We start from the raw sequence: 24,819 nt of genomic DNA, 5'->3' as shown, positions 1-24,819 counted from the left end.
GCGGCGTCTCGACGACGCTGCGGCGTCTCGACGACGTAGCGGCGTCTCGGCGACGACGCGGCGTCGCCACGACACGGCGGCGTCTCGCGGGCCGTGCACGACCGGCGCGACGGAGCGGCGGGTGACGGGGCCACGACCCGAGCCGGACGGGCGGGGCGGACGGGCGCCGTGCCTCCCGGCCGCTGGTCACACGACCGTGTCGTCCTCGGGAGCCGGAGCATCGGCGTCGTCCGCCGCCTCGTGCGGGACGAGCGTGACCCCGAGCGCCGCGGCCACCGCACCCGCGGCGGTGCCGCGATCCGTGACCTCGACGCCGTCGAGGCCCTGCCACGCCGCCGCCCGCCGCAGCGTCTCGGCGAGGCGCTCCGCGTCGAGGTGTTCGCCGGGCTCCTGCCAGGCAGTCCGGACCCGGAGCACGCCGCGCTGCCGATCGCTCTTCAGGTCGACGCGTCCGGTCAGCCGGTCGTCCTGCAGCACGGGCAGCACGTAGTAGCCGTACACACGCTTCGGTGCCGGCGTGTAGATCTCGATGCGGTAGTGGAAGTCGTACATGCGCTCCGCGCGACGCCGGAACCACACGACGGGGTCGAACGGGCTGAGCACCGCGTCGGCGGCGACGTGGCGTGGGACCCTGGCGTCGACGTGCAGCCAGGCACGGTCCCGCCAGCCCGCCACCCGCACCGGTACGAGTTCGCCGCGCTCCTCGAGGTCCGTGATCGCGGCGGCGGTGTCGTCCGCACGCAGGCGGAAGTAGTCGGCGAGGTCCGCGCGGGTCCCGACGCCGGACGCGCGCGCGGCACGCCGGACCAGCTCCGTGACGGCCGTGTGGCGGTCGGGCGCGGCCTCGAGCGTCCCCACCGGCAGCACCTGGTCGGGCAGGGCGTAGACACGCTCGAACCCGGCGCGTCCGGCGCTCACGACCTCGCCCCAGCGGAACATCTGCTCGAGCCCCGCCTTCACGTCGCTCCACCCCCACCACGGCCCGCGTCGGACGTTCGCCTCGTGCTCGACCGCGCTGGCGGGCAGGGGCCCCTCGGCGGCGAGCAGTGCGCGGAGCTCCCGGCGGACGCTCGCGGTCCGTTCCACGCCGGCGATCCGGTTCGGTCGGGCGTCGCGTTCGCGGTACGCGTCCATCCGCCACCGGAAGAGCGGGAGGTCCGTCCGCGGCAGGAACGCCGCCTCGTGCGCCCAGTACTCCGCGTAGGGGCCGGAGCGCCGCATGGTGAGCCGGTCCAACGTTGCCCGGTCGTAGGGACCGAGGCGGGCGAAGAGGGGCAGGTAGTGGCTGCGTTCGAAGACGTTGACCGAGTCGATCTGCAGCAACCCGAGCCGGCCGATCGTGCTGGTCAGGGTGCGGGTGCCCACCGCGTCGCGCGGGGGTGCGCCGAAGCCCTGGGCCGCCAGCGTGACGCGGCGGGCCTCGGCGGCGGAGAGCGTGGACCGGACCATGGCACGACGCTACCGATCGGCGCCGACACCGGGGTCGCGCCGACGTATGCCGCATCTGGAACACACACCGGCACGCGTCGGTACACTCACCGCATGGCCTGGGGAAAGAAGACGCATCCGGATCCCGTCGTCGAACAGGTCGTGCCGACGGGCATGCGGATCGCGGGCGCGTGGTCGTGGCGCGTGCTGGTGGTCGTCGGCGTGGTCGCGGTCTTCATCTACCTCGTGACGCTGTTCAGCGAGGTGCTCATCCCGTTCCTCATCGGGATCGTCGTCGCCGCCCTGCTCGTGCCGCTGTCGAACTGGATGCAGCGCCACCACGTGCCGAAGTGGATCGCCGTCGTGGTCAGCCTCGTCGGTGGCCTCGCGGCCGTCGGCGGACTCATCTGGCTCGTCGTCGACCAGATCGCGGCGGCCTACCCCTCGCTCCGCGACCGGACGCTCTCGCAGTACGACAACATCCGCGAGTTCGTCCTCAGCTCCGGTCTGGGCATCAGCCAGTCCGACCTCAACAACTACCTCAACCAGGCGACCGACTGGCTGTCGAGCAACTCCGGCTCGATCCTGTCCGGGGTCGCGAGCGCGGGATCGTCGCTGACGCACCTGCTCACCGGCTTGTTCGTGGTCATCTTCACGGTGATCTTCCTGCTCATCGACGGCAAGAACGTGTGGCGCTGGACCGTCCGGCTGTTCCCGAAGAACGCCCGCGCCGCGATCGACGGCGCCGGGGTCGCCGGGTGGACCACCCTGACGAGCTTCATCCGCGTGCAGATCTTCGTCGCGTTCGTCGACGCCGTCGGCATCGGCATCGGTGCCGCCGCGCTGCAGCTGCCGCTCGTCATCCCGATCGCCGTGTTCGTGTTCCTCGGCGCGTTCATCCCGGTCGTCGGCGCCATCGTCACGGGCTTCCTCGCCGTCTTCATCGCCCTGATCTTCAACGGCTGGGTCGCGGCGCTCGTCATGCTCGGCGTGATCCTCGTCGTGCAGCAGGTCGAGGGGCACATCCTGCAGCCGCTCGTCATGGGCAGCGCGGTCAAGGTGCACCCGCTCGCCGTCGTCCTCGGCGTCACCGCGGCGTCCGGGCTGGCCGGCATCGCCGGAGCCTTCTTCGCGGTGCCGCTGATCGCGACCGTGAACTCGATGGTGACGACGATCGCGAGCGGCCGGTGGAAGGGGCTCGACTCCGACCACGTGCTCGAGGCGAAGCAGCGCGACCACCACGCGAGCGTCGAGGCGAAGAAGCGCCGTCGCTGGCGGAAGCGCCACCCCGACGGCGTCCCGGCCCCGGGCAGCGACGAACAGCCCACCGCCGCGAAGGGGACCGCGGGCTGAGCGGGCGTTCACCGACGGACCGTCACGAGTTCGCCGTGACGGCTCCGACGGACGATGATGGGTCCGTGACCGACACCTCCGCGCCCCAGCAGCAGACCGACGCGTTCCCGACGCTGGCGGACATCGAGGCCGCTCGGCAGACCATCGCGGGCGTCGCACGCGTCACGCCGATGGAGACGTCGCAGTTCCTCGCGGAGCTGCTCGGCTCGCCGGTGCACCTGAAGTGCGAGAACCTGCAGCGCACGGGCGCGTACAAGGTGCGCGGTGCCTACAACCGACTCGCCGCCCTCAGCACCGAGCAGCGAGCGGCGGGCGTCGTCGCCGCGAGCGCCGGCAACCACGCGCAGGGAGTCGCCCTCGCCGCTCGTGAGCTCGGCATCCCGGCCACGATCTTCACCCCGGTGGGCGTCGCGCTGCCGAAGCTCCAGGCGACGCGGCACTACGGCGCCGAGGTCGTGCTGCGGGGTCACTCGGTGGAGGAAGCGCTGAGCGCCGCGAAGGACTTCGCCGCCCACACCGGTGCGGTGTTCATCCCGCCCTTCGACCACCCGGACGTCATCGCGGGCCAGGGCACGCTGGGCCTCGAGATCATCGACCAGGTGCCCGACGTCGACACGGTGGTCGTGCCGATCGGTGGCGGCGGGGTCATCTCCGGCATCGCGCTCGCGGTGAAGGGCATGTCCGAGCGCCTCGGTCGTCCGATCCGGGTGATCGGCGTGCAGGCGGAGAACGCCGCGGCGTACCCGTCGTCGATCACCGCGGGAGCACCGGTGACGATCACGACGAAGCCGACGATCTCGGACGGCATCGCGGTCGCCCGACCGGGCGACCTGAACTTCCCGATCATCCGCGACCTGGTCGACGAGATCGTGACCGTCTCGGACGACGACACCGCCCGTGCCCTGCTGGTGCTGCTCGAGCGCGCGAAGCTCGTGGTCGAGGCCGCCGGCGCCGTCGGCGTCGCGGCGATCATGTCGGGCGCCGTCCGCGACACCGGCCGCACCGTCGTGCTGCTGAGCGGTGGGAACATCGACCCGCTCATGATGGAGCGGATCATCACCCGCGGTCTCGTCGCGGCGTCGCGCTACATCGGCATCCGGATCATGCTGCCCGACCGCCCCGGGCAGCTCGCCCGCGTCGCCCAGGTCATCTCGGACGCCGGCGCCAACGTGGTCGAGGTACTGCACACCCGGCACGGGCAGGGCCTGGTGATCAACGAGGTGGCCCTGGACCTGTCGATCGAGGCACGCGGTCCCGAGCACGCGCAGGAGGTCATCCAGCGCCTGCACGAGGTCGGCTTCCGCCCGGAGCTGCTCGAGAACTGACCCCGCCGCGCTGGCTGCACGCGTCGGTGTCAGCGGTGCGCACGGGACGGCCGCGCAGGCCTCAGGGTCGCGTGAGCGACACCGCGGACGGCCGGGAGGCGCGTGGAGCTCCCGTCATGACCCTCACGGTGATCCTGCCCTCGCTCCGCGACGTGGTCGCGCACTGACCGGCGCCGAGAGCCCAGTCGGCCCCTGCACAACGAAGAGCAGCTCGCGCCACGTGGTTCCGTGGTGCGAGCTGCTCCTCGTTGTGCACTGGCACGTCGCGCCGCCTGCTGGCCCGCCGCGCGCTCTGCGCCGCCCGCCCCGGCCGTCGCGCCGGGCGCACTGCGGCGCCGGGCGCCTACGGCTCGTAGCGCTCGACCTTCGTCACCTTGGCGCTGATCTCCTTGCCGTTCGGCGCGGTGTAGGTCGTCTCGTCGCCCGCGCGCAGCCCGAGGATCGCGGCACCGACCGGGCTCACCGGGCTGTACACGGTCAGGTCGGACCCCTCGGCCACGATCTCGCGGTTGCCCACGAGGAAGGTCGACTCGTCGCCGGCGATGACCGCCGTGACGACGGTGCCCGGCTCGACGGTGCCGTCGAAGTCGGCCTCGCCCACGGTGGCGTGCTTGAGCAGCTCGGTGAGCTGCCGGATGCGGGCCTCGATCTTGCCCTGCTCGTCCTTCGCGGCGTGGTAGCCGCCGTTCTCCTTGAGGTCGCCCTCTTCACGCGCCGCCTCGATGCGGTCCGCGATCTCCTTGCGGGCCGGGCCCGACAGCTGTTCGAGCTCGGCCGTGAGACGGTCGTGCGCCTCCTGGGTCAGCCAGGTGGTCTGCGTGTCGTTGCTCATCGGTCTCCCTTTCGACAAAGGACGAGACCGGCCGGTGTGGCCGGTCTCGTCCGCGAATCAGTCGAGTCTAGGGAACCCAGCAGTCGTGGATCAAGCCGGTCACGCCGCGGGTCGTGGTGTTCACCTCGGTCGAGATCGAGCGGGTGCGCTGCTCGGATGCCGGCAGCGTCACCTCCTTCCACCCGACGATCGAGTACGACTTGTCGAGCACCTGCACGGCGCACCGGACCTCGGTGCCCGGGTCGGCCGACACCTGTGAGTGCACGACGGTACGGTGGTCGGAGACGACGGTGTACCCGAGCTCGGTGTTGTCGAGCCCGTGTGACTCCTGGTCGAGGCCGGCCCAGACCACCCACGCGACGAACACGAGCACGACGGCGATCGCCGCGAGGACCCCGAACAGCTTCCCGCGGCGCCGACGATCCGGCGTGCGCCCGTACCGGTCGTCCAGCGACGCGGTGGTGGCCGTGGCCGACGCAGCGGTGGGGGTGGGGTGCAGCGGTTCGGACAGTTCGGGGCTCCTGGGGTGATTATCCTGGTCCCAGGGTAGTTCACGCCCCGCTGTGCGCTGCCCCCACGCCCGGGTCGATCCGTGCGCGTCCCGCCCGCTCCGTCACCCGTGAGGATCCTCCGTGCCGTACCGCCTGCTGGCCGTCCACGCCCACCCCGACGACGAGTCGAGCAAGGGTGCCGCGACGGCCGCGAAGTACGTCGCCGAGGGGCACCAGGTGATGGTCGTCTCCTGCACCGGCGGCGAGGCCGGGGACATCCTCAACGACCAGCTCGGTGAGCCGGCGACGAGCCGCGCCCACCGCGACATGGCGGGCTACCGGCGCACCGAGATGGCGGCTGCGCAGGCAGCGCTCGGCATCGACCACGTCTGGCTCGGCTACCACGACTCCGGGCTGCCGGACGCCGAGAAGGGCGAGACGGTCCGTCCGGGCACGTTCTCGACGGTGCCCCTCGAGTACTCGACCGAGGCACTCGTCCGCGTCGTCCGCCGCTTCCGTCCGCACGTGCTCGTCACCTACGACGAGAACGGCGGCTACCCGCACCCCGACCACATCCGCACGCACGAGGTCTCGGTCGCCGCCTGGCGCGCCGCCGCCGACCCCGCGGAGTACCCGGACGCCGGGGAGCCGTGGTCGATCAGCAAGCTCTACTACGAGCGCACCATGAACCCGCGCCGCTTCCGCACGATCTACGAGGCACTGCGCGAGCGCGACCCGGACAGCGCTGCCGTCGAGCAGCTGCGCGAGTGGGTGGAGCGGTTCGCCGACCGGCCGGACCTGGCGACGACCCACGTCGACGTCCGCGACCACTTCGACGCCCGCGACGCCGCCCTGCACGCGCACGCCAGCCAGGTGCCGCCGGACAGCGTCTTCTTCTCGTGGCCGAACGACCTCCTCGCGACGGTGTGGCCCACCGAGGACTACCAGCTCGTCGAGGCCCGCGTGCCCACCGACCTGCCGGAGTCCGACCTGTTCGCGGGGCTCCCTGACGACGAGGACACCACCGCGTGAGCACCATCCTGACGGCCATCGCCGCCGCCCCCAGCCCGAGCCCGTCGGTCGTGCCCGACGTCGACGTCACCCCCGGGGTCGCCGGCTTCGTCGCGATCGCGGTCGTCGCGGTCGTCACGATCCTGCTCGTGGTCGACATGACCCGCCGGATCCGTCGGACCCGCTACCGCGCGGAGATCCGCCAGCGGCTCGAGTCCGACGCGGGCGACGGCACGACGACGGACGAGCCGGTGCGTCGCGCCGACGAGGACGGCCGGACCGACGTGGGCGACGACACCGAACGCGGCTGAGCCCGCGACGTCGGCAGCGGCGACACCAGCAGCGGCGACGTCGGCAGCAGCGACGTCCCCAGCAGACGGACGAGAGGCCCGTGGCGAGCGTGCCACGGGCCTCCCGTCCGTCGTCCGGTCGCCCCTGCCGGCCGGTGCCGCGGTCCGCAGCGGCTGCGGTCAGCGCACCGGGTCGAGGGCCACGATGAGCACGCCGACCCACTGCGCGGCGAACGCGACGACGGTCAGTGCGTGGAAGACCTCGTGGAAGCCGAACACGGTCGGGGCGGGGTCGGGGCGCTTGAAGCCGTAGACCAGGGCGCCGATGACGTACGCCAGGCCGCCGGAGAGCACGAGGACCGTCATCGGGACGCTCGCGGCGAAGAACTGCGGGAGCAGACCGAGCGCGGCGCACCCGAGCACGAGGTAGATCGGCACGTACAGCCAGCGCGGGGCGCCGATCCACAGGACGCGGAAGGCGATGCCCAGCGCGGCTCCGGACCACATCACCCAGAGCACGACCACCATGAGCGTGTGCGGCAGCGCGCAGATCGCGATCGGCGTGTAGGTGCCGGCGATGAGCAGCAGGATGTTCGTGTGGTCGATCCGCTTGAGGACCTTCTTCACCGTCGGGCCCCACGGGAAGCGGTGGTAGGTCGCGGAGACGCCGAACATGAGCAGCGACGTCGCCATGAACACGGCGCTGCCGGCCTTCGCGGCCCCGCTGTCGGCCAGCGAGATGAGCACGATGCCCATCGCGATGGCGAACGGGAACGTGCCGAGGTGGATCCAGCCGCGCCAGGCGGGACGCGGCGGCTCGGTGGTGTCCGCTTCCTCGGTGAACGGGACGTGGGGGAGCGTGGCGGTCTCGTCCTGCATGGGGCGACAGTAGGGCCCCCGGCCGAACGGCAGCAGGGAATGCACAGCCCCGCACGACCGACGCCACGGTGCACTACAGTCGTGGCGTGACCGGCAGGGTGGGATGGGCAGGGCGCGGCGTCCTCTACCGTGCCTACCAGCGTCGTATCCGCCGCCAGATCGACGGCCAGGCGATGCCGAAGCACGTCGCCATGATCGTCGACGGCAACCGTCGCTGGGCCAAGCAGCTCGGCCTCGAGTCGGCCGCCCACGGGCACCGTGCCGGCGCCGCCAAGATCCCCGAGTTCCTCGACTGGTGCGACGAGCTCGGCATCGAGGTCGTCACGCTCTACCTGCTGTCCGCCGACAACCTGACCGGTCGGGGCGGCGAGGAGCTCGAGCAGCTCGTCGGCATCATCGGCGACCTGGCCGGGACGCTCGCCGTGCACCGCGACTGGCGCGTGCAGCACGTCGGGTCCGACGAGGGGCTGCCCGCGGGTCTCCTCGGGGCGCTCGCGGACGCCGAGGCCCGGAGCGCAGCCCACACCGGCCTGCACGTCAACCTCGCGGTGGGCTACGGCGGACGCCGGGAGATCGCCGACGCCATGCGGAGCATCGTCCGGGCGCACGGCGAGGGCGGCGGCACGCTCGACACCCTGGCCGAGGTGCTGACGCCCGAGCTCATCGGCGACCACCTGTACACGCAGGGCCAGCCCGATCCCGACCTGGTGATCCGCACCTCGGGTGAGCAGCGGTTGTCGGACTTCATGCTGTGGCAGAGCGCGCACAGCGAGTTCTACTTCGTCGAGGCCCTCTACCCGGACCTGCGCGAGGTCGACTTCCTGCGGGCCGTGCGCGACTTCGGTCTGCGCTCCCGTCGTTTCGGCGGCTGATCGCGGGAGGCTCCCGACGGCGGCGGCGAGTGCGTCGGGCGGCTCAGGTTCGCGCGGCCTCCGTGCGTCCCAGTAGACTCACAGGGTTTTCGTCCCACGGAAGGTTGCCCCTGTGAACATCGCCGAGTACGCGGCCGGCTTCGACGAGGAGCCCGGCTACCTCGACCACGCCGCCTTCGGGCCGGTGCAGACCGCCGTGCTCGAGGAGCAGCGGGTGCTCGGGACGATCCAGGAGCGCATGCGCTTCGGCGCCGTGGAGACCCTCGACGAGCAGGACGCCCGGGTGCGCACCGTCGCTGCCCGGCTCGTCGGCCGTCGCGAGGACCAGGTGGTCTCGCAGACCGCCACGACGCCGGGGCTGCTGCACACGGCGTTCGGCCTGACCGGCGGTGTCCTCGTGGCCGCCGACGAGTACCCGTCGCTGCCGCTCGCACTGGCGAGCGCCGCCTCGGCGACGGGTGGCCGCGTGCAGCCCGTCGTCGTCGAGTCCGGTGCCGGCTGGATGACCCCGACGCTGGTGCGGGAGCGCCTGACCGACGACGTCGCCGCCGTCGCCGTGTCGCTCGTCGACTGGCAGACCGGGTACCTCGCCGACCTCGCTGCGATCCGGGAGGTCATCGGGGACCGCCTGCTCATCGTCGACGCGATCCAGGGCTTCGGCGTCGTCGACGCCCCGTACGAGGTCGCCGACGTCGTCGCCACCGGCGGGCAGAAGTGGCTGCACGCCGGGTGGGGCACGGGCTTCCTCGCGTTCAGCGACCGCGCCCTGAACCGCCTGCGCCCGGCGCTGTCCGGGCCGCACGGCACGACCGGTTGGCCGACCGAGGTCCCCTCGGTGAAGCCGGGCGCCGCGGGGTACCAGATGACGCGCGTCGACCCGGTCGCCCAGGCCCGGATGGCGGTGTCCCTCGAGCGGCTGGTCTCCGTCGGGGTCGGAGCCGTGCAGGAGCGCGTGGCCGACCGGGTCGAGCGGGTGCTCGACATCGCCGACGAGTTCGGCCTGTCGGTCGAGTCCAGCCGTGACCCGCGCGAGCGTGCCGGCATCGTCGTGCTGCGTCCGCCGCAGGGTCGGCTCACGGCGCTGTCCGCGGCGCTGCACAACCACGGGGTCACGGCGACGACGCGGCTCGGGGTCGCGCGGGTGTCGGTGTTCGCGTCCACCACGGACGCGACGCTCGACATGTTCCGCGACGCGTGCCTGTCCTACGCCACGATGCAGTAGCGCGCCCGCCGGCCGCCGGCCGGCCCGCCGGCCCGCCGACCTGGCCGCGGTCCGCGAGACTCGGCCGGGCGGACGTGTTCGCGCCTCCCAGCCCGCGAATCCGTCTGCGTCCGCGAGTCTCGCCGCTGCGCGCCTGCGCGCGAGGCGGCCGGGAGGCCCGTGGCGGGCCCGCCCCGCGCCTCCCGGCCGTCGTGGTGCGCGTTCACGTGACCGTAACCTCGGGGACCGCGTGTCGCGGTCCGGCTGTCGGGGGCCGGTCGTAGCTTGGCCCCACCGGGCACGGTGCCCGGTCGGAGCGGCCAGGCAACGGTGCTTCGGGACCGCTCTCCGGCCGCGTCGAGGACACTGACCGGGCCGAGCGCGGCCCGGGGATGGAGTGGTCGTGACCTCTCGCAACGTCGCTCGCGAACCCGCCCAGCGGTCCACCGCGGACTCGTCCACGTCGGTCGCTCAACGCACGTACGTGCTCGACACGTCGGTGCTCCTCAGCGATCCGCGGGCGCTGTTCCGCTTCGCCGAGCACGCCGTGGTGCTGCCCGTGGTCGTCGTCAGCGAGCTCGAGTCCAAGCGTGACGACCCGGAGATCGGGTACTTCGCGCGCCAGGCCCTGCGGCTGCTCGACGAACTGCGGGTCGAGCACGAGCGACTCGACTTCCCGGTCGCACTCGACGACGGCGGTTCCTTCCGCGTCGAGCTGAACCACTCCGAGCAGTCCGTGCTCCCGTCCGGGCTCCGGCTCGGGGACAACGACTCGCGGATCCTCGCGGTCGCGTCGAACCTGGCGAACGACGGGCTGGACGTCGTCGTCGTGTCGAAGGACCTGCCGCTGCGCGTGAAGGCGTCGTCGATCGGCATGGCCGCCGAGGAGTACCGCGCCGAGCTCGCCGTCGACTCCGGCTACACGGGCATCACCGACCTGCAGGTGTCCGGTGAGCAGATGAGCGACCTGTACGAGCACGAGGAGATCCGGTCCTCGCGGCTCGACGGCGTCCCGGTCAACACCGGCGTCGTCATCCACTCGGAGCGCGGGTCGGCGCTCGGCCGCGTGCACGAGGCCGGCGCGGTGTCGCTCGTCCGCGGCGACCGCGAGGTCTTCGGGCTGCGCGGGCGCTCCGCCGAGCAGCGGCTCGCGATCGACGCCCTGCTCGACCCGGAGATCGGCATCGTCTCGCTCGGGGGCTCGGCCGGCACCGGCAAGTCGGCGCTCGCGCTCTGCGCCGGGCTCGAGGCGGTGCTCGAACGACAGCAGCACAAGAAGATCATGGTGTTCCGGCCGCTCTACGCCGTGGGCGGGCAGGAGCTCGGGTACCTGCCCGGCGACGCCGCCGAGAAGATGAACCCCTGGGCGCAGGCCGTGTTCGACACCCTCGGCGCGCTGGTGTCCGACAACGTCCTCGACGAGGTCGTCGAGCGCGGGATGCTCGAGGTGCTGCCGCTCACGCACATCCGCGGGCGGTCCCTGCACGACGCGTTCGTCATCGTGGACGAGGCGCAGTCGCTCGAGCGGAACGTCCTGCTGACCATGCTGTCGCGCATCGGGCAGAACTCGCGTGTGGTGCTGACGCACGACGTCGCCCAGCGGGACAACCTGCGGGTCGGCCGGCACGACGGTGTCGCGAGCGTGATCGAGCGCCTGAAGGGGCACCCGCTGTTCGCGCACGTGACGCTGACCCGCTCGGAGCGGTCGGCGATCGCGGCGCTCGTGACGGAGCTGCTCGACTCGCCCGACCTCGGGTAGCGCGGCTGGTCGGCCGCCGGCGGGACTCGCCTGGGCGGACACGTTCGCGGTCGCAGGACTGCGAACGTGTCCGCAGGCGCGAGTCTCGGGGGTGACCCGACGACGGACGGGAGGCGCGGTGCCAGCCGGCACCGTGCCTCCCGTCCGTCAGTGGGTCCCGAGGGTCAGTTCGGGTGCGTCATCGACAGCACGTCCAGCGCGCTGTCGAGCTGCTCCTCGGTGACCTCGCCGCGCTCGACGTGCCCCAGGGCGACGACCGCCTCGCGCACGGTGATGCCCTCGGCGACGGCGTACTTGGCGACCTTGGCCGCGGCCTCGTACCCGATGACGCGGTTGAGCGGCGTGACGATCGACGGGGACGACTCGGCGAACGCGCGGGCGCGCTCGAGGTTCGCCTGCAGCCCGTCGATGGTCTTGTCGGCGAGCACCCGCGAGCTGTTCGCGAGCAGGCGGATCGACTCGAGCAGGGCCGTGCCCATCACCGGGATCGCGACGTTGAGCTCGAAGGCACCCGAGGCGCCGGCCCAGGCGACCGTCGCGTCGTTGCCGATGACGCGTGCAGCGACCATCAAGGTGGCCTCGGGGATGACCGGGTTCACCTTGCCGGGCATGATCGACGAGCCGGGCTGCAGGTCCGGGATGTGCAGCTCGCCGAGGCCCGTGTTCGGACCCGAGCCCATCCAGCGCAGGTCGTTGTTGATCTTCGTCAGGCTGACCGCGATGACCTTGAGCGCACCCGACGCCTCGACCAGTGCGTCCCGGGCACCCTGTGCCTCGAAGTGGTCGAGCGCCTCGGTGATCGGCAGGCCGGTGTCCGAGGCCAGACGGGCGATGACCTGCTGCGGGAAGCCCTTCGGCGTGTTGATGCCGGTGCCCACCGCGGTGCCGCCGAGCGGGACCTCGGCGACGCGGGGGAGCGTGGCCTGCACGCGCTCGATGCCGAGCCGGACCTGGCGGGCGTAGCCGCCGAACTCCTGCCCGAGGGTGACCGGGGTGGCGTCCATCAGGTGGGTGCGTCCGGACTTCACGGCGTCGGCCCAGAGCGTCGCCTTGGCCTCGAGCGACTCCGCCAGGTGCTCGAGCGCGGGGACGAGCGTGCGGATGAGGGCCTCGGTCACGGCGACGTGCACGGAGGTCGGGAAGACGTCGTTCGACGACTGGGACGCGTTGACGTGGTCGTTCGGGTGGACGTCCGTGCCGGAGATGCGGGTCGCCAGGGTCGCGAGGACCTCGTTCATGTTCATGTTCGACGAGGTGCCGCTGCCCGTCTGGTAGACGTCCACCGGGAACTGGTCGTGGTGCTCGCCGCCGATGATCGCGTCGGCCGCCCGTGCGATCGCGTCGGCCACGGTCGGGTCGACGATGCCGAGGGACCCGTTGACGACCGCTGCGGCGCGCTTGATCCGGGCGAGGGCGACGATCTGTGCCGGCTCGAGTCCGCTGCCCGAGATCGGGAAGTTCTCGACCGCGCGCTGCGTCTGGGCGCGGTAGAGGGCATCCACCGGGACCCGGACCTCGCCCATCGTGTCGTGCTCGATGCGGAAGCCGTCACCGCCCGTCGCGGTCCGGTCGGTCGCGGTCTGGTCGGGCTCGCTGGTGTGGGTCACGTCGTCGTGGTCCTTCCTGTGGTGCACGGCCGGAGCGGTCGCCCCGGTGTCTTCGGCGGCCCGGTGGTCTCCGGGCGTCGCGTCGTGGCGGCCGGTCAGGCCTGGCCCACGACGGTGTCGATGGTGACCTCGCCCGTGGAGAGGTCGTAGGTCGCCCCGACGACGGCCAACCTACCGTCGGCGACCGCGTCGGAGACGACACCGGACCGCTCGATCACCTGGCGGAGCGTGGCCTCGAGGTGCGCGGCACCGACGGCCTCCTGCGGGAGCTCGGCGTCGGTCGCGCGGACCCGCTCGACGCTCGGCGCGATCGCGTCGACGAGCGACTGCAGGTGCGGCGCAGGCACGGGCTCGCCCGAGCGCGCTGCGGCGACGGCCCCGCACGCGGTGTGGCGGAGGACGACGACGAGCGGGGTGCCGAGGGCGACGACCGCGAACTCGATGGAGCCGAGCACGACGTCGTCGACGATCTGACCGGCGTTGCGGATCGCGAACAGGTCACCGATGCCCGCGTCGAAGACGTGCTCGAACGGCACGCGTGAGTCGGAGCAGCCGAGCACGGTCGCGAAGGGCGCCTGCGAGCCCGTGAGCTCGCCACGGCGGTCCGGGTCGATCCGGCCGGTGCGGCGCTTGTCGGCGGCGAAGCGGGCGTTGCCCTCGACGAGCAGGCGGAGGGCGTCGGACGGGGTGGAGGCGGCGCGGTCGGGCATGGTCTTCCTCGTGCTTCGGGTTCGGTCGGGCGGGGTCAGTTCGCGAGCTGCTCGGTGACGGCCTTCGCGACGGTCGTGAACGACGAGTCGTCGGCCGTGCCGGACAGGACGATGGTGTCGCGGCCGAAGGTGTGCACGAGCGAGTACGCGTGGTTCCCGGCGTCCTTGCCCTCGTCACGACGGTCGTACACGGTCCACTTCGTGCCGTCGATGGTGCGGTCACCGGTGGCGGGCTCCTGGTCGAGCTGGTTGGCCACCCACGACGCGTTCGCATCGATGCCCTGCTGGAGGCCGACGTACTGGCGGTCCGGGGTGACGAGGCCGACCGTCCAGACCCGCACGCCGTCCGACGTCTTGTCCTGGAAGTCGGCGCGGTTCGAGGTGAAACCGTCGGGCAGGTCCGGTGCCGCGAGCGTCACGCCGGGCACGTCGGCACCGGCGGCGACCTGCTGGTAGTCCACGGACCGGTCGACGGTCTGGTCCGGTCGCACGACCACGGCGACCAGGAAGAGCACGATGCCGAGCGATGCGATGAGCGCCAGCACGAGGTTGAAGGCGGTCTGGTGCTCGCGGCGGGAGCGTCGCGCGGCGTCCTTCCGGGCCCAGGTCTCCTCCGGGGTCTCCGGGCGGCCGAGCTCGGCGACGATCGGGCGTCCGTCGGGGTCGGTCACCGTGCTGCTCCGTCCGGGTCGCCTGCGGTGTCCGCGGTGCCGTCACCGGCCGACGCGGCACGGGCAGCGTCCAGCCGGGCGCGCGCGCCGACGAGCCACTCCTCGCACCGGGCCGCGAGGGCTTCGCCACGCTCCCAGAGCGCGAGCGAACGCTCGAGCGTCGCGGACCCCTGCTCCAGCTCACCGACGACGCGCACGAGTTCGTCGCGCGCCGCCTCGTAGCTCAGCGACTGCACGTCGGACGGCACGGGTTCCTGCTGGGATGACACACCCCGATCCTACCGAGCACCCTCCGTCGGCGGTGCACCGCCGACGGAGCCCGTGGAGACCGGGCTACGCCCCGGAACCGTCCGGCCCCGGTCCCTCCGGCTCGAGTGTCCCCGTCGCCGTGCCCGCGCCGAGGGTGACGTGGACCGGCGTCGCACCGTCGAGGTCCTCGGTACCGCGCACGACCCCGCCGTCACTCCGCTGCACGATGGCGTAGCCGCGGCGCAGGGTGTCGCGCGGCGAGAGCGCGCGCAGCCGCCCGGTCAGGTGCCCGACGTCGCTGTGCGAGCGCTCGAGGCGTCGGTCGAGCAGCTCTCGGGCACGGGACAGGTCGCGTGCGACCTCCTCCGCCCGGGTGTCGACGAGCCAGGCGGTCGACGCCAGCGCCGGGCGGGACCGGAGTGCGGCGATCCGGTCGGCCTCGACCGACAGGGTGTGCGAGAGCCGCAGCCCGAGCCGGGCCCGGGCCTGGCGGACGTTCGCGAGCTCCTCGGCCACGTCGGGCACCACGCGCTTCGCCGCGTCCGTGGGTGTGGAGGCGCGCAGGTCGGCGACCTCGTCGAGGATCGGGCGGTCCGCCTCGTGCCCGATGGCGGAGACGATGGGAGTGGTGGCGGCAGCGGCGGTCCGGACGAGTCCCTCGTCGCTGAAGCCGAGCAGGTTCTGGAAGTCGCCGCCACCCCGGGCGACGATGATGACGTCGACGGTCGGGTCGGCGTCGAGCTCGACGATCGCGGCCGTGACCTCGCCCACGGCCCGCTCGCCCTGCACCGCCGTGTGCACCGTGCGGAACTCGACCTGCGGCCAGCGGAGCTGCGCGTTCCGCTTGACGTCCTTCTCGGCGTCGGAGTCCTTGCCGGTGATCAGGCCGATCCGGTGCGGCAGGAACGGCAGACGCTTCTTGCGGGACGGGTCGAACAGGCCCTCCGCCGCCAGGGTGCGCCGGAGCCGTTCGAGCCGCTCGAGCAGGTCACCGAGGCCGACGTGCTTCATCTCGACCACCTGCATGGTGAGCGAGCCGCCCTTGACCCAGTAGTTCGGCTTCACCGCGGCGACGACGCGGGCGCCCTGCCCCAGGTCCGCGGGCACCCGGGAACGCACGCTCGACCAGATCGAGAAGGACACGGTCGCGTCGACCTCGACGTCCTTGAGCTTGCCGTAGACGTTGCCGCCGGCGACGTTCCACTGCGTGATCTCGCCCTCGACCCAGGCGGTGCCGAGTCGGTCGATCCAGTCGCGGAGCTTCGCCCCGAGCAGGGCGACGGGCCACGGGTTGTCGGCCGTCGGCGGGCCCTGTTCGATCGCCATACCCACCATCGTGCCGCATCCCGGCGACAGCGCCGGCCCGCGGCGCCGCACGCCGGTGCTCCACCACGTCGTCACGGCCCGGCTCGGCCCCGGACGCACCCAGGCCCCGCGCGTGCCCGGCACCTATCATCGGGGACGTGACGATCACCAACGGCCGCACGGTCCCACTCGCCCCGCCGCGGGTGCACGCAGCGCGTGGTCGGCTGCGGGACGAGCCGGTCGCCGGCACGAAGAAGGTCCTGCTCGCCGCGCCCCGCGGGTACTGCGCGGGTGTCGACCGTGCCGTGGTCGCCGTCGAGAAGGCGCTCGAGCAGTACGGCGAGCCGGTCTACGTGCGGAAGCAGATCGTCCACAACGTCCACGTCGTCTCCACGCTCGAGCAGCGCGGCGCGGTGTTCGTCGACGACGTCGCCGAGGTCCCGCGCGGCGCACACGTCGTCTTCAGTGCGCACGGCGTCGCACCCGCCGTCGTGGCCGGTGCCGCAGAACGCGACCTGCACGCGATCGACGCGACCTGCCCCCTCGTCACCAAGGTCCACCGCGAGGCCACCCGCTTCGCGAAGGCGGACCGCACGATCGTCCTGATCGGCCACGCCGGTCACGAGGAGGTCGAGGGCACCATGGGCCACGCGCCCGAGCGCACGATCCTGGTCAACGGACCCGAGGACGTCGCCGCGCTCGAGGTGCCCGACCCCGACAACCTCGTCTGGCTGTCGCAGACCACCCTGAGCGTCGACGAGACGATGGAGACCGTCCGCCTGCTCCGTGAGCGGTTCCCGTCCATCGAGAACCCGCCGTCGGACGACATCTGCTACGCCACGCAGAACCGCCAGGTCGCGGTGAAGAAGGTGGCGCCCGACGCCGACCTCGTCATCGTCGTCGGTTCGGCGAACTCCTCGAACAGCGTGCGCCTCGTCGACGTCGCCCTCGAGTACGGTGCGGCGTCCGCCCACCGGGTCGACTACGCCGAGGAGATCCGCCAGGACTGGCTCGACGGTGTCCGCACGGTGGGTGTGACCAGCGGTGCCTCGGTGCCCGAGGAACTCGTCACGGAGGTGCTCGAGCAGCTCGCGGACGCCGGCTACGGCACCGTGGAAGAGGTCGTGACGGCGCACGAGGACCTCATGTTCTCGCTCCCCAAGGAGCTCCGCACGGACGCCGCGGGCAACCCCACCCGCGCCCTCGGCGGGCGTCGCTCGTGAGCGGCCTCCGCGGCGACTGGTCGTCGGCACCGGCCCGTGAACCGGGGCACGTGGACGAGACCGCCCTCGGCCTGGAGGCCCGTCCCGCCTCCGCCGCACCGGCCTCCGGTCGACGGGACGGCCGGGTCCACGGCACGCCCGCTCCCGAGTACGGCGAGTACGCGCCGGAGGGCTGGGTGAACCCGGTCCTGGTCGAGCAGGAACGGCGCGACCGGCAGCGGCGCGAGGCCGACGACCGTGCCCGCGCGGCACCCCAGGGGCCGACCGACCGTGGCACGGCACGCACGACCCGTCCGACGGACCGCCGCACTTCCGGTGGCACCGGCGCCGGGCCGTCGCGGGGTGCCGCGGCCGGTCAGGAGCGGCCGACGCTCTCGAGCCGCTTCGGGGCGTCGCAGTTCGACTTCGTGGTGACGGTCGCCCTGTTGGCGTTCGGTCTGCTGTCGGTCGTGCAGTCGCTCGCCGTGAGCGACGTCGCCTCCGCCGTGCGCAGGGCGTTCGAACAGCAGGGCCTGGAGCTCTCCGACCCCACGGCGCTGTCGACCGCCGCTGCCGTCGGAGCCATCGGCAACGTGGTCGTGTTCGCCCTCGTCGCGTGGTGGTCCCTGCGTCGGCTGGCCGCTCGGAGGTGGACGTTCTGGGTCCCGCTGCTCGGCGGGGCCGTGGCGTCGCTCGTCAGCCTGGTCGCCTTCGCCGTGGTGATGTTCCAGGACCCGGGCTTCGTGCAGGTGCTGATGCAGCAGTCCGGGGCCTGACCCTCGGGCCCTCGCTGTCGTGTGCGGGCCGTGCGCTCGTCAGCGACCGGTGTCGAGCAGTCCGGTGACCCGGTCGACCGTGGCGTCGAGGTGGTCCTGCAGCGGTGTGCCGTCCGCGTCCTCGAGCCACGTCTCGAGCGCGGTCTGCAGGACGAGGACCGTGAGCCCGGCGACGGAGCGGGCGGTCCGGTCGTCCTCGCCGCGGCGACGGAAGCCGTCCCGGACCGCCGCCCGCAGGTCCTCCTGCTTCCGCAGGTCCCGCTCCCGCAGGTCGGGCTCCTCGCTGATGATCCGTCGTGCGGCGAGCACCTGGTCGCGGCCGGGGTCGAACCGCTCGGCCGCGAGCCGCCGGAGCCCGTCGAGGACCACGCGCATCGGTGCCTCCTCGGCCGGCGCGGTCTCGATCATCCGGGTCGCGATCGCGGGGATCTCGTCATCGCCGAAGAAGACCTCGCGCTTGTCGCTGAAGTGGCGGAAGAACGTGCGCCGGGTGACGCCCGCCCGCGCGACGATGTCGGGGACCGTCGTCGCATGGAAGCCGCGTTCCGCGAAGAGCTCCATCGCGGCCGTCCGCAGTCGCTCACGGGTGTCCGGTGCCCATCTCGTCATGGGGACACCCTAGTGATGACACTCGGTGCCGAGGGCGGGTAGAGTGACGACACCAGGTGTCATCGCTCGTGACGAAAGGCCCGCCGTGCCCGACAACTCCGCCGCTCTGCTCCGTGAACCCCGGGGCGCACTCGTCGTCGACCGGGTACCGGTCCCCGTCCCCGCCGAGGACGAGGTGGTCGTGCGCGTCCGCGCCGCTGCCGTCAACCCCGTGGACTGGGTGATCCAGGGCACGGGGCCGGTGACCTACCGCTGGCTCCGGACGCCGGCGGTGCTCGGCTCGGACGTCGCCGGCGAGGTCGTCGCCGTCGGCTCCGGCGTCACCCGCTTCGCGGTCGGCGACCGCGTCGTCGGACTCGCGACCGGGACCGACCGTGGCCGCGACCCGGTGCACGAGGGCGCGTTCCAGGAACACACCGCGCTGCTCGAACGCCTGACCGCCGCGGTGCCGGACGACGTGCCCCTCGAACAGGCCGCGGTCCTGCCGCTCGGGGCCTCGACCGCCGCCTGCGCGCTGTTCCAGCCGAAGCACCTCGGGCTCCCGCTCCCCGGGGCCGCCGACGCTCCGTCGGACCGCTCCGGCGTCGTCGTGGTCTGGGGTGGTTCGACGAGCGTCGGGATGAACGCGGTGCAGCTCGCCCGTGCCGCCGGGTACGCGGTCGTGAGCACCGCGTCGCCCCGGAACGCCGCGACCGTCCGGTCGCTCGGGGCCGACGTCGTCGTCGACCACGGTTCGCCGACGGCGGTGGACGACCTCGTCGCCGGCGTCGCCGGACGCCCCGTCGTCGGTGCCGTCGCGCTCGGGACGACCTCGACGGCCGCGTGCATCGAGGTGCTCCGCCGGACGGGTGGCACCGCGCTGGCGATGGCGAGCACGCCGGTCTCCCTCGACCGGATCGCCGGCCGTCGGCGACTCTTCCCGGCGATGCTCCCGGTGTTCACCCGCCTCGGACTCGCCACGCTGGCGCTCACGCTGCGTGCCCGTCGTGCGGGGATCCGGGCCGCGTTCGTGTGGGGGAGCAGCCTGCGCGACGACGACCTGGGCGCGGAGCTGTGGGGCCGGGTCCTGCCCGAGGGGCTCGCCGACGGCTCGATCCGACCGATGCCGGAGCCGCTCGTCGTCGGGCACGGGCCGGGCGCGGTGCAGGGCGCGATCGACCGGCAGCGTGCAGGGGTGTCCGCGCGCAAGGTGGTCGTGACGCTCTGACCCGCGGGCCAGCCGGCGCTGTCCGGCCGGCCGGGCCGTGACCCGCCTACCCGGCGAGGAAGGCGGCGACCGCGCCGTGCAGTGCCGCGAGGTCGTCCACGTGCACGAGTTCGCGGACCGAGTGCATCGACAGCAGGCCGACGCCGATGTCGATCGTCGGGATGCCGAGCCGCGTCGCCGCGATCGGGCCGATGGTCGAGCCACCGGGGATCGTGTTCACGTTGACGAACGGCTGCCAGGAGACGCCGGCGGCATCACAGGCGGTCGCCCAGACGGCCTCGCCCTTCGCCTCGGTCATGTAACGCTGGTTCGCGCTGATCTTCAGGAGCGGGCCCGCTCCCGGACGCGGACGGTTCGTCGGGTCGTGCTTCTCCGGCTGGTTCGGGTGGACGAGGTGTCCGGCGTCGCTCGACAGGAGCCAGGACGCCCGGAACGCCCGGGCGGCCTCGGAGCGGGTGGCACCGAGCCCCTCCTGCACGCGGCCGAGCACGTCCTCGAGGAACGGGCCCCCGGCACCGGACGGGGTCGAGGAACCGATCTCCTCGTGGTCGAACGCCGCGAACACCGGGATGTGGTCGCCGTCGGTCGGCGCGTCGACGACCCCGCGGAGCCCGGCGTGCACGCTCGTCAGGTTGTCCATGCGGCCGGACGCGAGGAACTCCCGATCGATGCCGATGCGCGCCGGGGGCTGTGTGTCCGCGAGGAAGAGGTCCCACGAGACCGCGTCCTGCCCGAGCCGGCCGCGCAGCCACCCGAGCACGTCGGTGCCGCCGGTGGTGCCGTCCGTGCCGACGACCGGCAGGGTGTGGCGCTGCCGGTCGATCTCCTTGCCGTCGTTCACCCCGCGGTCGAGGTGGATCGCGAGGTTCGGGATCCGCGCGACCGCGTCGGTCGACACGAGCCGCACCGATCCGTCGGCGTCGACCACACGTCCGGCGATGCGGAGGTCGCGGTCGAACCAGGTCGACAGGAGCGCGCCGCCGTAGACCTCGACGTTGAGTTGCTCCCACCCGCCCACGCGCACGGCCGGGTTCGGCTTGATGCGGAAGCCCGGGGAGTCGGTGTGGGCACCGAGGATCCGGAAGGGGGTGGTGGGCGTCGCCGACTCCGGCAGACGCCAGGCGATGACCGCGCCGTCGCGGACGACGACGTAGGCGCCCGCCTCGGTCGGCCAGGCGTCGAGTTCCGACAGCTCGGTGAACCCCGCTGCGACGAGCTGGTCCCGCGCGACCGCGGCCGCGTGGAACGCGGTGGGGGACTCGGTGACGTACTGGGCGAACGAGGAGGCGATGGCGTCGGAGGTCACCCGCCCATCGTGGCACGGGCGGTGGCGGTGACCGGACGCGGAACGGGGCGCGTCCTTGCGGACGCGCCCCGTTCCTCCCGGCTGGTGGTGCCGATCAGCCCTTGCTGTTGCCGGCCGAGCCGAGGACCTTCGCCGCCTCGACGACGCGGGCCGCCATGGCGGTCTCGGCGACCTTGCCCCAGGCACGCGGGTCGTACTGCTTCTTGTTGCCGACCTCGCCGTCGATCTTCAGCACGCCCTCGTAGTTCCGGAACATCGAGTCGGCGATCGAGCGCGTGAACGCGTACTGCGTGTCCGTGTCGATGTTCATCTTGATGACACCGTTGCGCACGGCCTCGTGGATCTCGTCGTCGGTCGAGCCGGAGCCGCCGTGGAAGACGAGGTCGAGCGGATTCTCACCGGTGCCGTGCTTCTGCGCGACCGAGGCCTGGATCTCGCCGAGGAGCTCCGGGCGCAGCTTGACGTTGCCCGGCTTGTAGACGCCGTGCACGTTGCCGAACGTGAGCGCGGCGATCCAGCGACCCCGGTCGCCGAGCCCGAGGGCGTCGACGACCTTCTCGACGTCGTTCGGGGTCGTGTAGAGCGCGTCGTTGGTGCCCTCGTGCTGGACGCCGTCCTCTTCTCCGCCGACGACGCCGATCTCGACCTCGAGGATCGCGTTGATGTTGCGCGTCTTCTCGATCATCGTGCGGGCGATCTCGATGTTCTCGTCGAGCGGCACGGCCGACCCGTCCCACATGTGCGACTGGAAGATCGGGTTGCGGCCCTGGCGGACCTCCTCCTCGCTCGCGGCGATGAGGGGCATGACGAAGCCGTCGAGGGCGTCCTTCGGGCAGTGGTCCGTGTGCAGCGCGACCGTGACGTCGTAGTTCTTCGCGACCTCGTGGGCGAAGCGGGCCATCGCGAGGGCGCCGGCGGCGCGGTTCTTCACGGTGTGCCCGGCGAAGTAGTCGGCGCCACCGGTCGTGACCTGGAGGATGCCGTCCGAGCCGGCCTCCTGCAGGCCCTGGAGGACCGCGTTGATCGTCTGGGAGGAGGACACGTTCACCGCGGGGTAGGCGAACTTGCCGGCCTTCGCTCGTTCGAGCATCTCGGCGTACTGTTCCGGCGTTGCGATGGGCACTGCGATCTCCTTCGACTGGTGGTTCCCCGCCGAGCCTAGTCAGGGCTCCTCAACGGGTTACAGCGTGCACGTCCGTGCACCCGTGCGGCCGCCCCGGAGCCCGGTCGGTAGGCTCTGGTCGTGACTCCCACGACTGAGACCGGCTCCCTGTTCCTCCAGCCCGACCGCAACCTGGCGCTCGAGCTCGTGCGTGCGACGGAGGCCGCCGCGATCCGTGCGCAGCCGTGGGTCGGCCGGGGCGAGAAGAACCTCGCGGACGGCGCAGCCGTCGACGCGATGCGGAAGTTCCTCGGCACGGTGAACTTCGACGGCGTGGTCGTCATCGGCGAGGGCGAGAAGGACGACGCCCCGATGCTCTTCAACGGCGAGCACGTCGGCAACGGCCACGGCCCGGCCTGCGACATCGCGGTCGACCCGATCGACGGCACCTCGCTCACCGCCGCCGGCCGGCAGAACGCCATCTCCGTGATGGCCGTCTCCGACCGCGGCTCGATGTACGACCCGTCGGCGGTGTTCTACATGGACAAGATCGCCGCGGGCCCCGAGGGTCGTGGCGTCCTCGACCTCGAGAAGCCGATCGGCGAGAACATCCGCGCGCTCGCGAAGGCGAAGCACAAGGACATCGAGGACATGCAGATCGCCGTCCTCGACCGTCCGCGCCACGACGAGCTCATCCGCGCGATCCGCGCAACGGGCGCCGGCACGCGCCTGCTGCTCGACGGCGACGTCGCCGGTGGCATCTCGGCGGCACTGCCCGGTTCGAAGATCGACATGTGCGTCGGTGTCGGCGGTACGCCCGAGGGCATCATCACCGCGTGCGCGATCAAGGCGCTCGGCGGCGTGATCCTCGGCAAGCTCCAGCCCAAGGACGACGAGGAGCGCCAGAAGGCACTCGACGCCGGGCACGACCTGGACAAGGTCCTCGACCAGGACGACCTCGTGACGGGCGACAACACGTTCTTCGTCGCGACGGGCGTCACCGACGGTGTCCTCGTGGACGGCGTCCGCCGGTCGCGCGGTGTCATCCACACCGACTCGCTCGTGCTCCGCTCGCGCTCGAACACGATCCGCCGCATCCAGGCCGACCACCGCGCCGAGAAGTGGTTCTGATCCGTCCCGGCCGCTGACGGCCGTCGGGACGCCTGACCGCTCGCACGACGAGAAGCACCCCGAACCACGCGATCACGTGGTTCGGGGTGCTTCTCGTCGTGCCGGAGCACCTCGCGCCGTGGCGCCTCGTGCCGTGGCGCCGCGCGGTCAGTCCTCGTCGAGGGCGCCGACGAGCTCCGGCGCGGTGAGCAGCCGCGGCTCGTCGTCGATCGTCGCCGGGTCGGCGAGCACCTTCGACTCGTCGAGCAGCGACAGCCGCCGGGCGCTCGGCAGCACCTGGCGCTCGAGCGACCCCACGAAGCGGTTGTAGTCGACGACGGACCCCCGGATCGCCCGGCCGAGCTTGTCGACGTGCCCGCCCATGGTGGCCAGGCGGCCGTACAGCTCGCGGGACACCCGGAAGAGCTCGCGTGCCTCGGCGGTGACGACGTCCTGCTGCCACGAGAACGCCACCGTCTTCAGCACCGACCACAGCGTGACGGGTGACGCCAGTGCGATGCGCTTGCGGAAGGCGTGGTCGAGCAGTCCGGGGTCGGCGGCCAGCGCGCTCGAGACCAGCGACTCGGACGGGATGAACGCGATCGTCAACTCGGGCGACGCGTCGTAGCCCGTCCAGTACTCGCGGGCGGCGAGGGCGTCGACGTGCGCCCGGAGCGCCTTGACGTGCTGCGCGATGAGCTGCTCGCGCCGGGCACCCTCGGCACCCGTCGCGCTCGCCGGGATCTCGGCCGCCTGCAGGTAGGCGCTGAACGGCACCTTCGCGTCGACGGCGATCGTCTTGCCGCCGGGCAGGTGCACGACCATGTCGGGTCGGGCGGTCCCCGCGGTCGTCGTGACGGAGGACTGCACGTCGAAGTCCACGCGTTCGAGGAGCCCCGCGGCCTCGACGACGTTCCGGAGCTGTGTCTCGCCCCACACGCCGCGGGTGCTGTTCGAGGACAGGGCGCTCGCGAGGGTGTCCGCCGTCGCGCGGAGCCGTTCCTCGGACTCGGCGGCGGATCGCAGCTGCGCGGAGAGGGCACCGTACTGCTCGCTGCGGGACTGCTCGAGTTCGGCGATCTTCGCGCGCATGACGTCGAGCGTCTGCGCGACCGGGCTCAGCGCCGACAGCACCTTCGACTCGCCCTGGTTCCGCGCCGCGTCGGCGCCGTGCATGCGCTGCACGAGGTGCTCGAGCTCGGCGGCACGGCGTTCGAGGGAGTCGACCTGCCGGCGGTACTGGGCGTCCTGGGCGTCGAGGCGCTCCTCGGCGTCGGCGCGCACCGAGTCGAGCTGCGCACGCAGCACGTCGGCCGTCGCCCGTGCGGCTGCCGCGTCCACCCCGGCGCGCGAGCGGGCGAGCGACCACGCGACGACGGCACCGACGGCCGTACCGAGGACGAGGCCGATGACCAGGGCGAGGATCTGCATGTCGTGACCCTGGCAGGTCCCACCGACACGCGCCTCCGGGCCGGAGAGGCGCCCGACAGCAGCCCGGTCCATGTACTGACATCAGCGCAAAGT

24 protein-coding genes are annotated in these 24,819 nt (G+C 72.5%); 11 read left to right on the top strand and 13 right to left on the bottom strand.

Annotated features, from left to right (window positions below):
- Window positions 1–186 precede the first annotated feature (186 nt).
- Complete coding sequence (locus tag M3677_RS04780; RefSeq protein ID WP_251159905.1) at window positions 187–1,449, bottom strand: winged helix-turn-helix domain-containing protein; 1,263 nt, start codon at window positions 1,447–1,449, stop codon at window positions 187–189.
- Between the two features lie 93 nt (window positions 1,450–1,542).
- Here M3677_RS04780 and M3677_RS04775 point away from each other — a divergent pair, with 93 nt between their 5' ends.
- Both M3677_RS04775 and ilvA read left to right on the top strand, forming a co-directional pair.
- Window positions 1,543–2,781: an AI-2E family transporter gene (locus M3677_RS04775; RefSeq protein WP_066652641.1), complete on the top strand. Its 1,239-nt coding sequence runs from the start codon at window positions 1,543–1,545 to the stop codon at window positions 2,779–2,781.
- A 65-nt stretch (window positions 2,782–2,846) separates the two neighbouring features.
- The gene (gene ilvA / locus M3677_RS04770) at window positions 2,847–4,106 is read left to right on the top strand and encodes a threonine ammonia-lyase (RefSeq protein ID WP_251159904.1); all 1,260 of its coding nucleotides are present in this window, start codon (window positions 2,847–2,849) and stop codon (window positions 4,104–4,106) included.
- Window positions 4,107–4,449: 343 nt separating this feature from the next.
- On the opposite strand, the gene greA is transcribed toward ilvA, so the two are convergent.
- On the bottom strand, window positions 4,450–4,938 hold the full coding sequence (gene greA, locus M3677_RS04765; protein WP_066652650.1) for a transcription elongation factor GreA: 489 nt from the start codon (window positions 4,936–4,938) through the stop codon (window positions 4,450–4,452).
- Between the two features lie 67 nt (window positions 4,939–5,005).
- Window positions 5,006–5,320 carry a DUF4307 domain-containing protein gene (locus M3677_RS04760; protein ID WP_268746777.1) on the bottom strand — a complete coding sequence of 105 codons (315 nt, stop codon included), beginning with the start codon at window positions 5,318–5,320 and terminating at the stop codon, window positions 5,006–5,008.
- Window positions 5,321–5,570: 250 nt separating this feature from the next.
- On the opposite strand from M3677_RS04760, the gene mca reads away from it, so the two are divergent.
- Window positions 5,571–6,461 carry a mycothiol conjugate amidase Mca gene (gene mca, locus M3677_RS04755; RefSeq protein ID WP_144411239.1) on the top strand — a complete coding sequence of 297 codons (891 nt, stop codon included), beginning with the start codon at window positions 5,571–5,573 and terminating at the stop codon, window positions 6,459–6,461.
- Window positions 6,458–6,751, top strand: a complete 294-nt coding sequence (locus M3677_RS04750) for a hypothetical protein (protein ID WP_251159903.1) — start codon at window positions 6,458–6,460, stop codon at window positions 6,749–6,751. Before mca ends, M3677_RS04750 begins: the two co-directional genes overlap by 4 nt.
- Window positions 6,752–6,910: 159 nt before the next feature.
- On the opposite strand, the gene M3677_RS04745 is transcribed toward M3677_RS04750, so the two are convergent.
- Window positions 6,911–7,609 carry a hemolysin III family protein gene (locus M3677_RS04745; RefSeq protein ID WP_209683735.1) on the bottom strand — a complete coding sequence of 233 codons (699 nt, stop codon included), beginning with the start codon at window positions 7,607–7,609 and terminating at the stop codon, window positions 6,911–6,913.
- Between the two features lie 86 nt (window positions 7,610–7,695).
- On the opposite strand from M3677_RS04745, the gene M3677_RS04740 reads away from it, so the two are divergent.
- From M3677_RS04740 to M3677_RS04730, 3 genes are all read left to right on the top strand, one after another.
- Window positions 7,696–8,481, top strand: a complete 786-nt coding sequence (locus M3677_RS04740) for an isoprenyl transferase (protein WP_235426501.1) — start codon at window positions 7,696–7,698, stop codon at window positions 8,479–8,481.
- 112 nt (window positions 8,482–8,593) lie between these two features.
- The gene (locus tag M3677_RS04735) at window positions 8,594–9,703 is read left to right on the top strand and encodes an aminotransferase class V-fold PLP-dependent enzyme (RefSeq protein ID WP_066652665.1); all 1,110 of its coding nucleotides are present in this window, start codon (window positions 8,594–8,596) and stop codon (window positions 9,701–9,703) included.
- Between the two features lie 376 nt (window positions 9,704–10,079).
- Window positions 10,080–11,441 carry a PhoH family protein gene (locus M3677_RS04730; RefSeq protein WP_251159902.1) on the top strand — a complete coding sequence of 454 codons (1,362 nt, stop codon included), beginning with the start codon at window positions 10,080–10,082 and terminating at the stop codon, window positions 11,439–11,441.
- Window positions 11,442–11,605: 164 nt separating this feature from the next.
- Here the strand turns inward: M3677_RS04730 and M3677_RS04725 are convergent, their stop codons facing one another.
- From M3677_RS04725 to xseA, 5 genes are all read right to left on the bottom strand, one after another.
- The gene (locus M3677_RS04725; protein ID WP_308201966.1) at window positions 11,606–12,979 is read right to left on the bottom strand and encodes a class II fumarate hydratase; all 1,374 of its coding nucleotides are present in this window, start codon (window positions 12,977–12,979) and stop codon (window positions 11,606–11,608) included.
- A gap of 164 nt (window positions 12,980–13,143) precedes the next feature.
- The gene (locus M3677_RS04720) at window positions 13,144–13,758 is read right to left on the bottom strand and encodes a carbonic anhydrase (protein WP_066652668.1); all 615 of its coding nucleotides are present in this window, start codon (window positions 13,756–13,758) and stop codon (window positions 13,144–13,146) included.
- 35 nt (window positions 13,759–13,793) lie between these two features.
- Entirely contained in the window at window positions 13,794–14,429 is a 636-nt protein-coding gene (locus tag M3677_RS04715; protein WP_209683729.1) for a DUF4245 domain-containing protein, read from the bottom strand.
- Window positions 14,426–14,698 carry an exodeoxyribonuclease VII small subunit gene (locus M3677_RS04710; RefSeq protein ID WP_066652672.1) on the bottom strand — a complete coding sequence of 91 codons (273 nt, stop codon included), beginning with the start codon at window positions 14,696–14,698 and terminating at the stop codon, window positions 14,426–14,428. Before M3677_RS04710 ends, M3677_RS04715 begins: the two co-directional genes overlap by 4 nt.
- A 64-nt stretch (window positions 14,699–14,762) precedes the next feature.
- Entirely contained in the window at window positions 14,763–16,004 is a 1,242-nt protein-coding gene (gene xseA, locus M3677_RS04705; RefSeq protein WP_066652675.1) for an exodeoxyribonuclease VII large subunit, read from the bottom strand.
- 143 nt (window positions 16,005–16,147) lie between these two features.
- On the opposite strand from xseA, the gene M3677_RS04700 reads away from it, so the two are divergent.
- A complete protein-coding gene (locus M3677_RS04700) occupies window positions 16,148–17,206 on the top strand; it encodes a 4-hydroxy-3-methylbut-2-enyl diphosphate reductase (RefSeq protein ID WP_066657835.1) in 1,059 nt (352 codons plus the stop codon).
- A complete protein-coding gene (locus tag M3677_RS04695; protein WP_251154685.1) occupies window positions 17,203–17,961 on the top strand; it encodes a DUF6264 family protein in 759 nt (252 codons plus the stop codon). The genes M3677_RS04700 and M3677_RS04695 overlap by 4 nt, the downstream gene beginning before the upstream one ends.
- 39 nt (window positions 17,962–18,000) lie before the next feature.
- On the opposite strand, the gene M3677_RS04690 is transcribed toward M3677_RS04695, so the two are convergent.
- A complete protein-coding gene (locus M3677_RS04690) occupies window positions 18,001–18,570 on the bottom strand; it encodes a TetR family transcriptional regulator (protein WP_251159901.1) in 570 nt (189 codons plus the stop codon).
- Between the two features lie 85 nt (window positions 18,571–18,655).
- Between M3677_RS04690 and M3677_RS04685 the strand changes: the two genes are divergently transcribed.
- Window positions 18,656–19,777 (top strand): zinc-binding alcohol dehydrogenase family protein, encoded by a 1,122-nt coding sequence (locus tag M3677_RS04685; protein WP_251154686.1) that lies wholly within the window; start codon window positions 18,656–18,658, stop codon window positions 19,775–19,777.
- A gap of 46 nt (window positions 19,778–19,823) precedes the next feature.
- On the opposite strand, the gene M3677_RS04680 is transcribed toward M3677_RS04685, so the two are convergent.
- On the bottom strand, window positions 19,824–21,083 hold the full coding sequence (locus M3677_RS04680; protein ID WP_251159900.1) for a M18 family aminopeptidase: 1,260 nt from the start codon (window positions 21,081–21,083) through the stop codon (window positions 19,824–19,826).
- A gap of 94 nt (window positions 21,084–21,177) precedes the next feature.
- Entirely contained in the window at window positions 21,178–22,206 is a 1,029-nt protein-coding gene (fbaA, locus tag M3677_RS04675; RefSeq protein WP_066652690.1) for a class II fructose-bisphosphate aldolase, read from the bottom strand.
- Window positions 22,207–22,326: 120 nt separating this feature from the next.
- On the opposite strand from fbaA, the gene glpX reads away from it, so the two are divergent.
- Window positions 22,327–23,316 (top strand): class II fructose-bisphosphatase, encoded by a 990-nt coding sequence (glpX, locus tag M3677_RS04670; protein WP_081984693.1) that lies wholly within the window; start codon window positions 22,327–22,329, stop codon window positions 23,314–23,316.
- A gap of 147 nt (window positions 23,317–23,463) precedes the next feature.
- On the opposite strand, the gene rmuC is transcribed toward glpX, so the two are convergent.
- Window positions 23,464–24,726, bottom strand: coding sequence for a DNA recombination protein RmuC (gene rmuC / locus M3677_RS04665; RefSeq protein WP_066657838.1), 1,263 nt, complete (start codon window positions 24,724–24,726; stop codon window positions 23,464–23,466).
- Window positions 24,727–24,819: the final 93 nt, after the last annotated feature.

It is taken from the genome of Curtobacterium sp. P97, assembly GCF_023712445.1.
In the GTDB taxonomy this organism is placed as follows: domain Bacteria; phylum Actinomycetota; class Actinomycetes; order Actinomycetales; family Microbacteriaceae; genus Curtobacterium.
The sequence above is the reverse complement of the archived record's forward strand: the minus strand, read 5'-3'. Positions and strand labels throughout refer to the sequence as shown.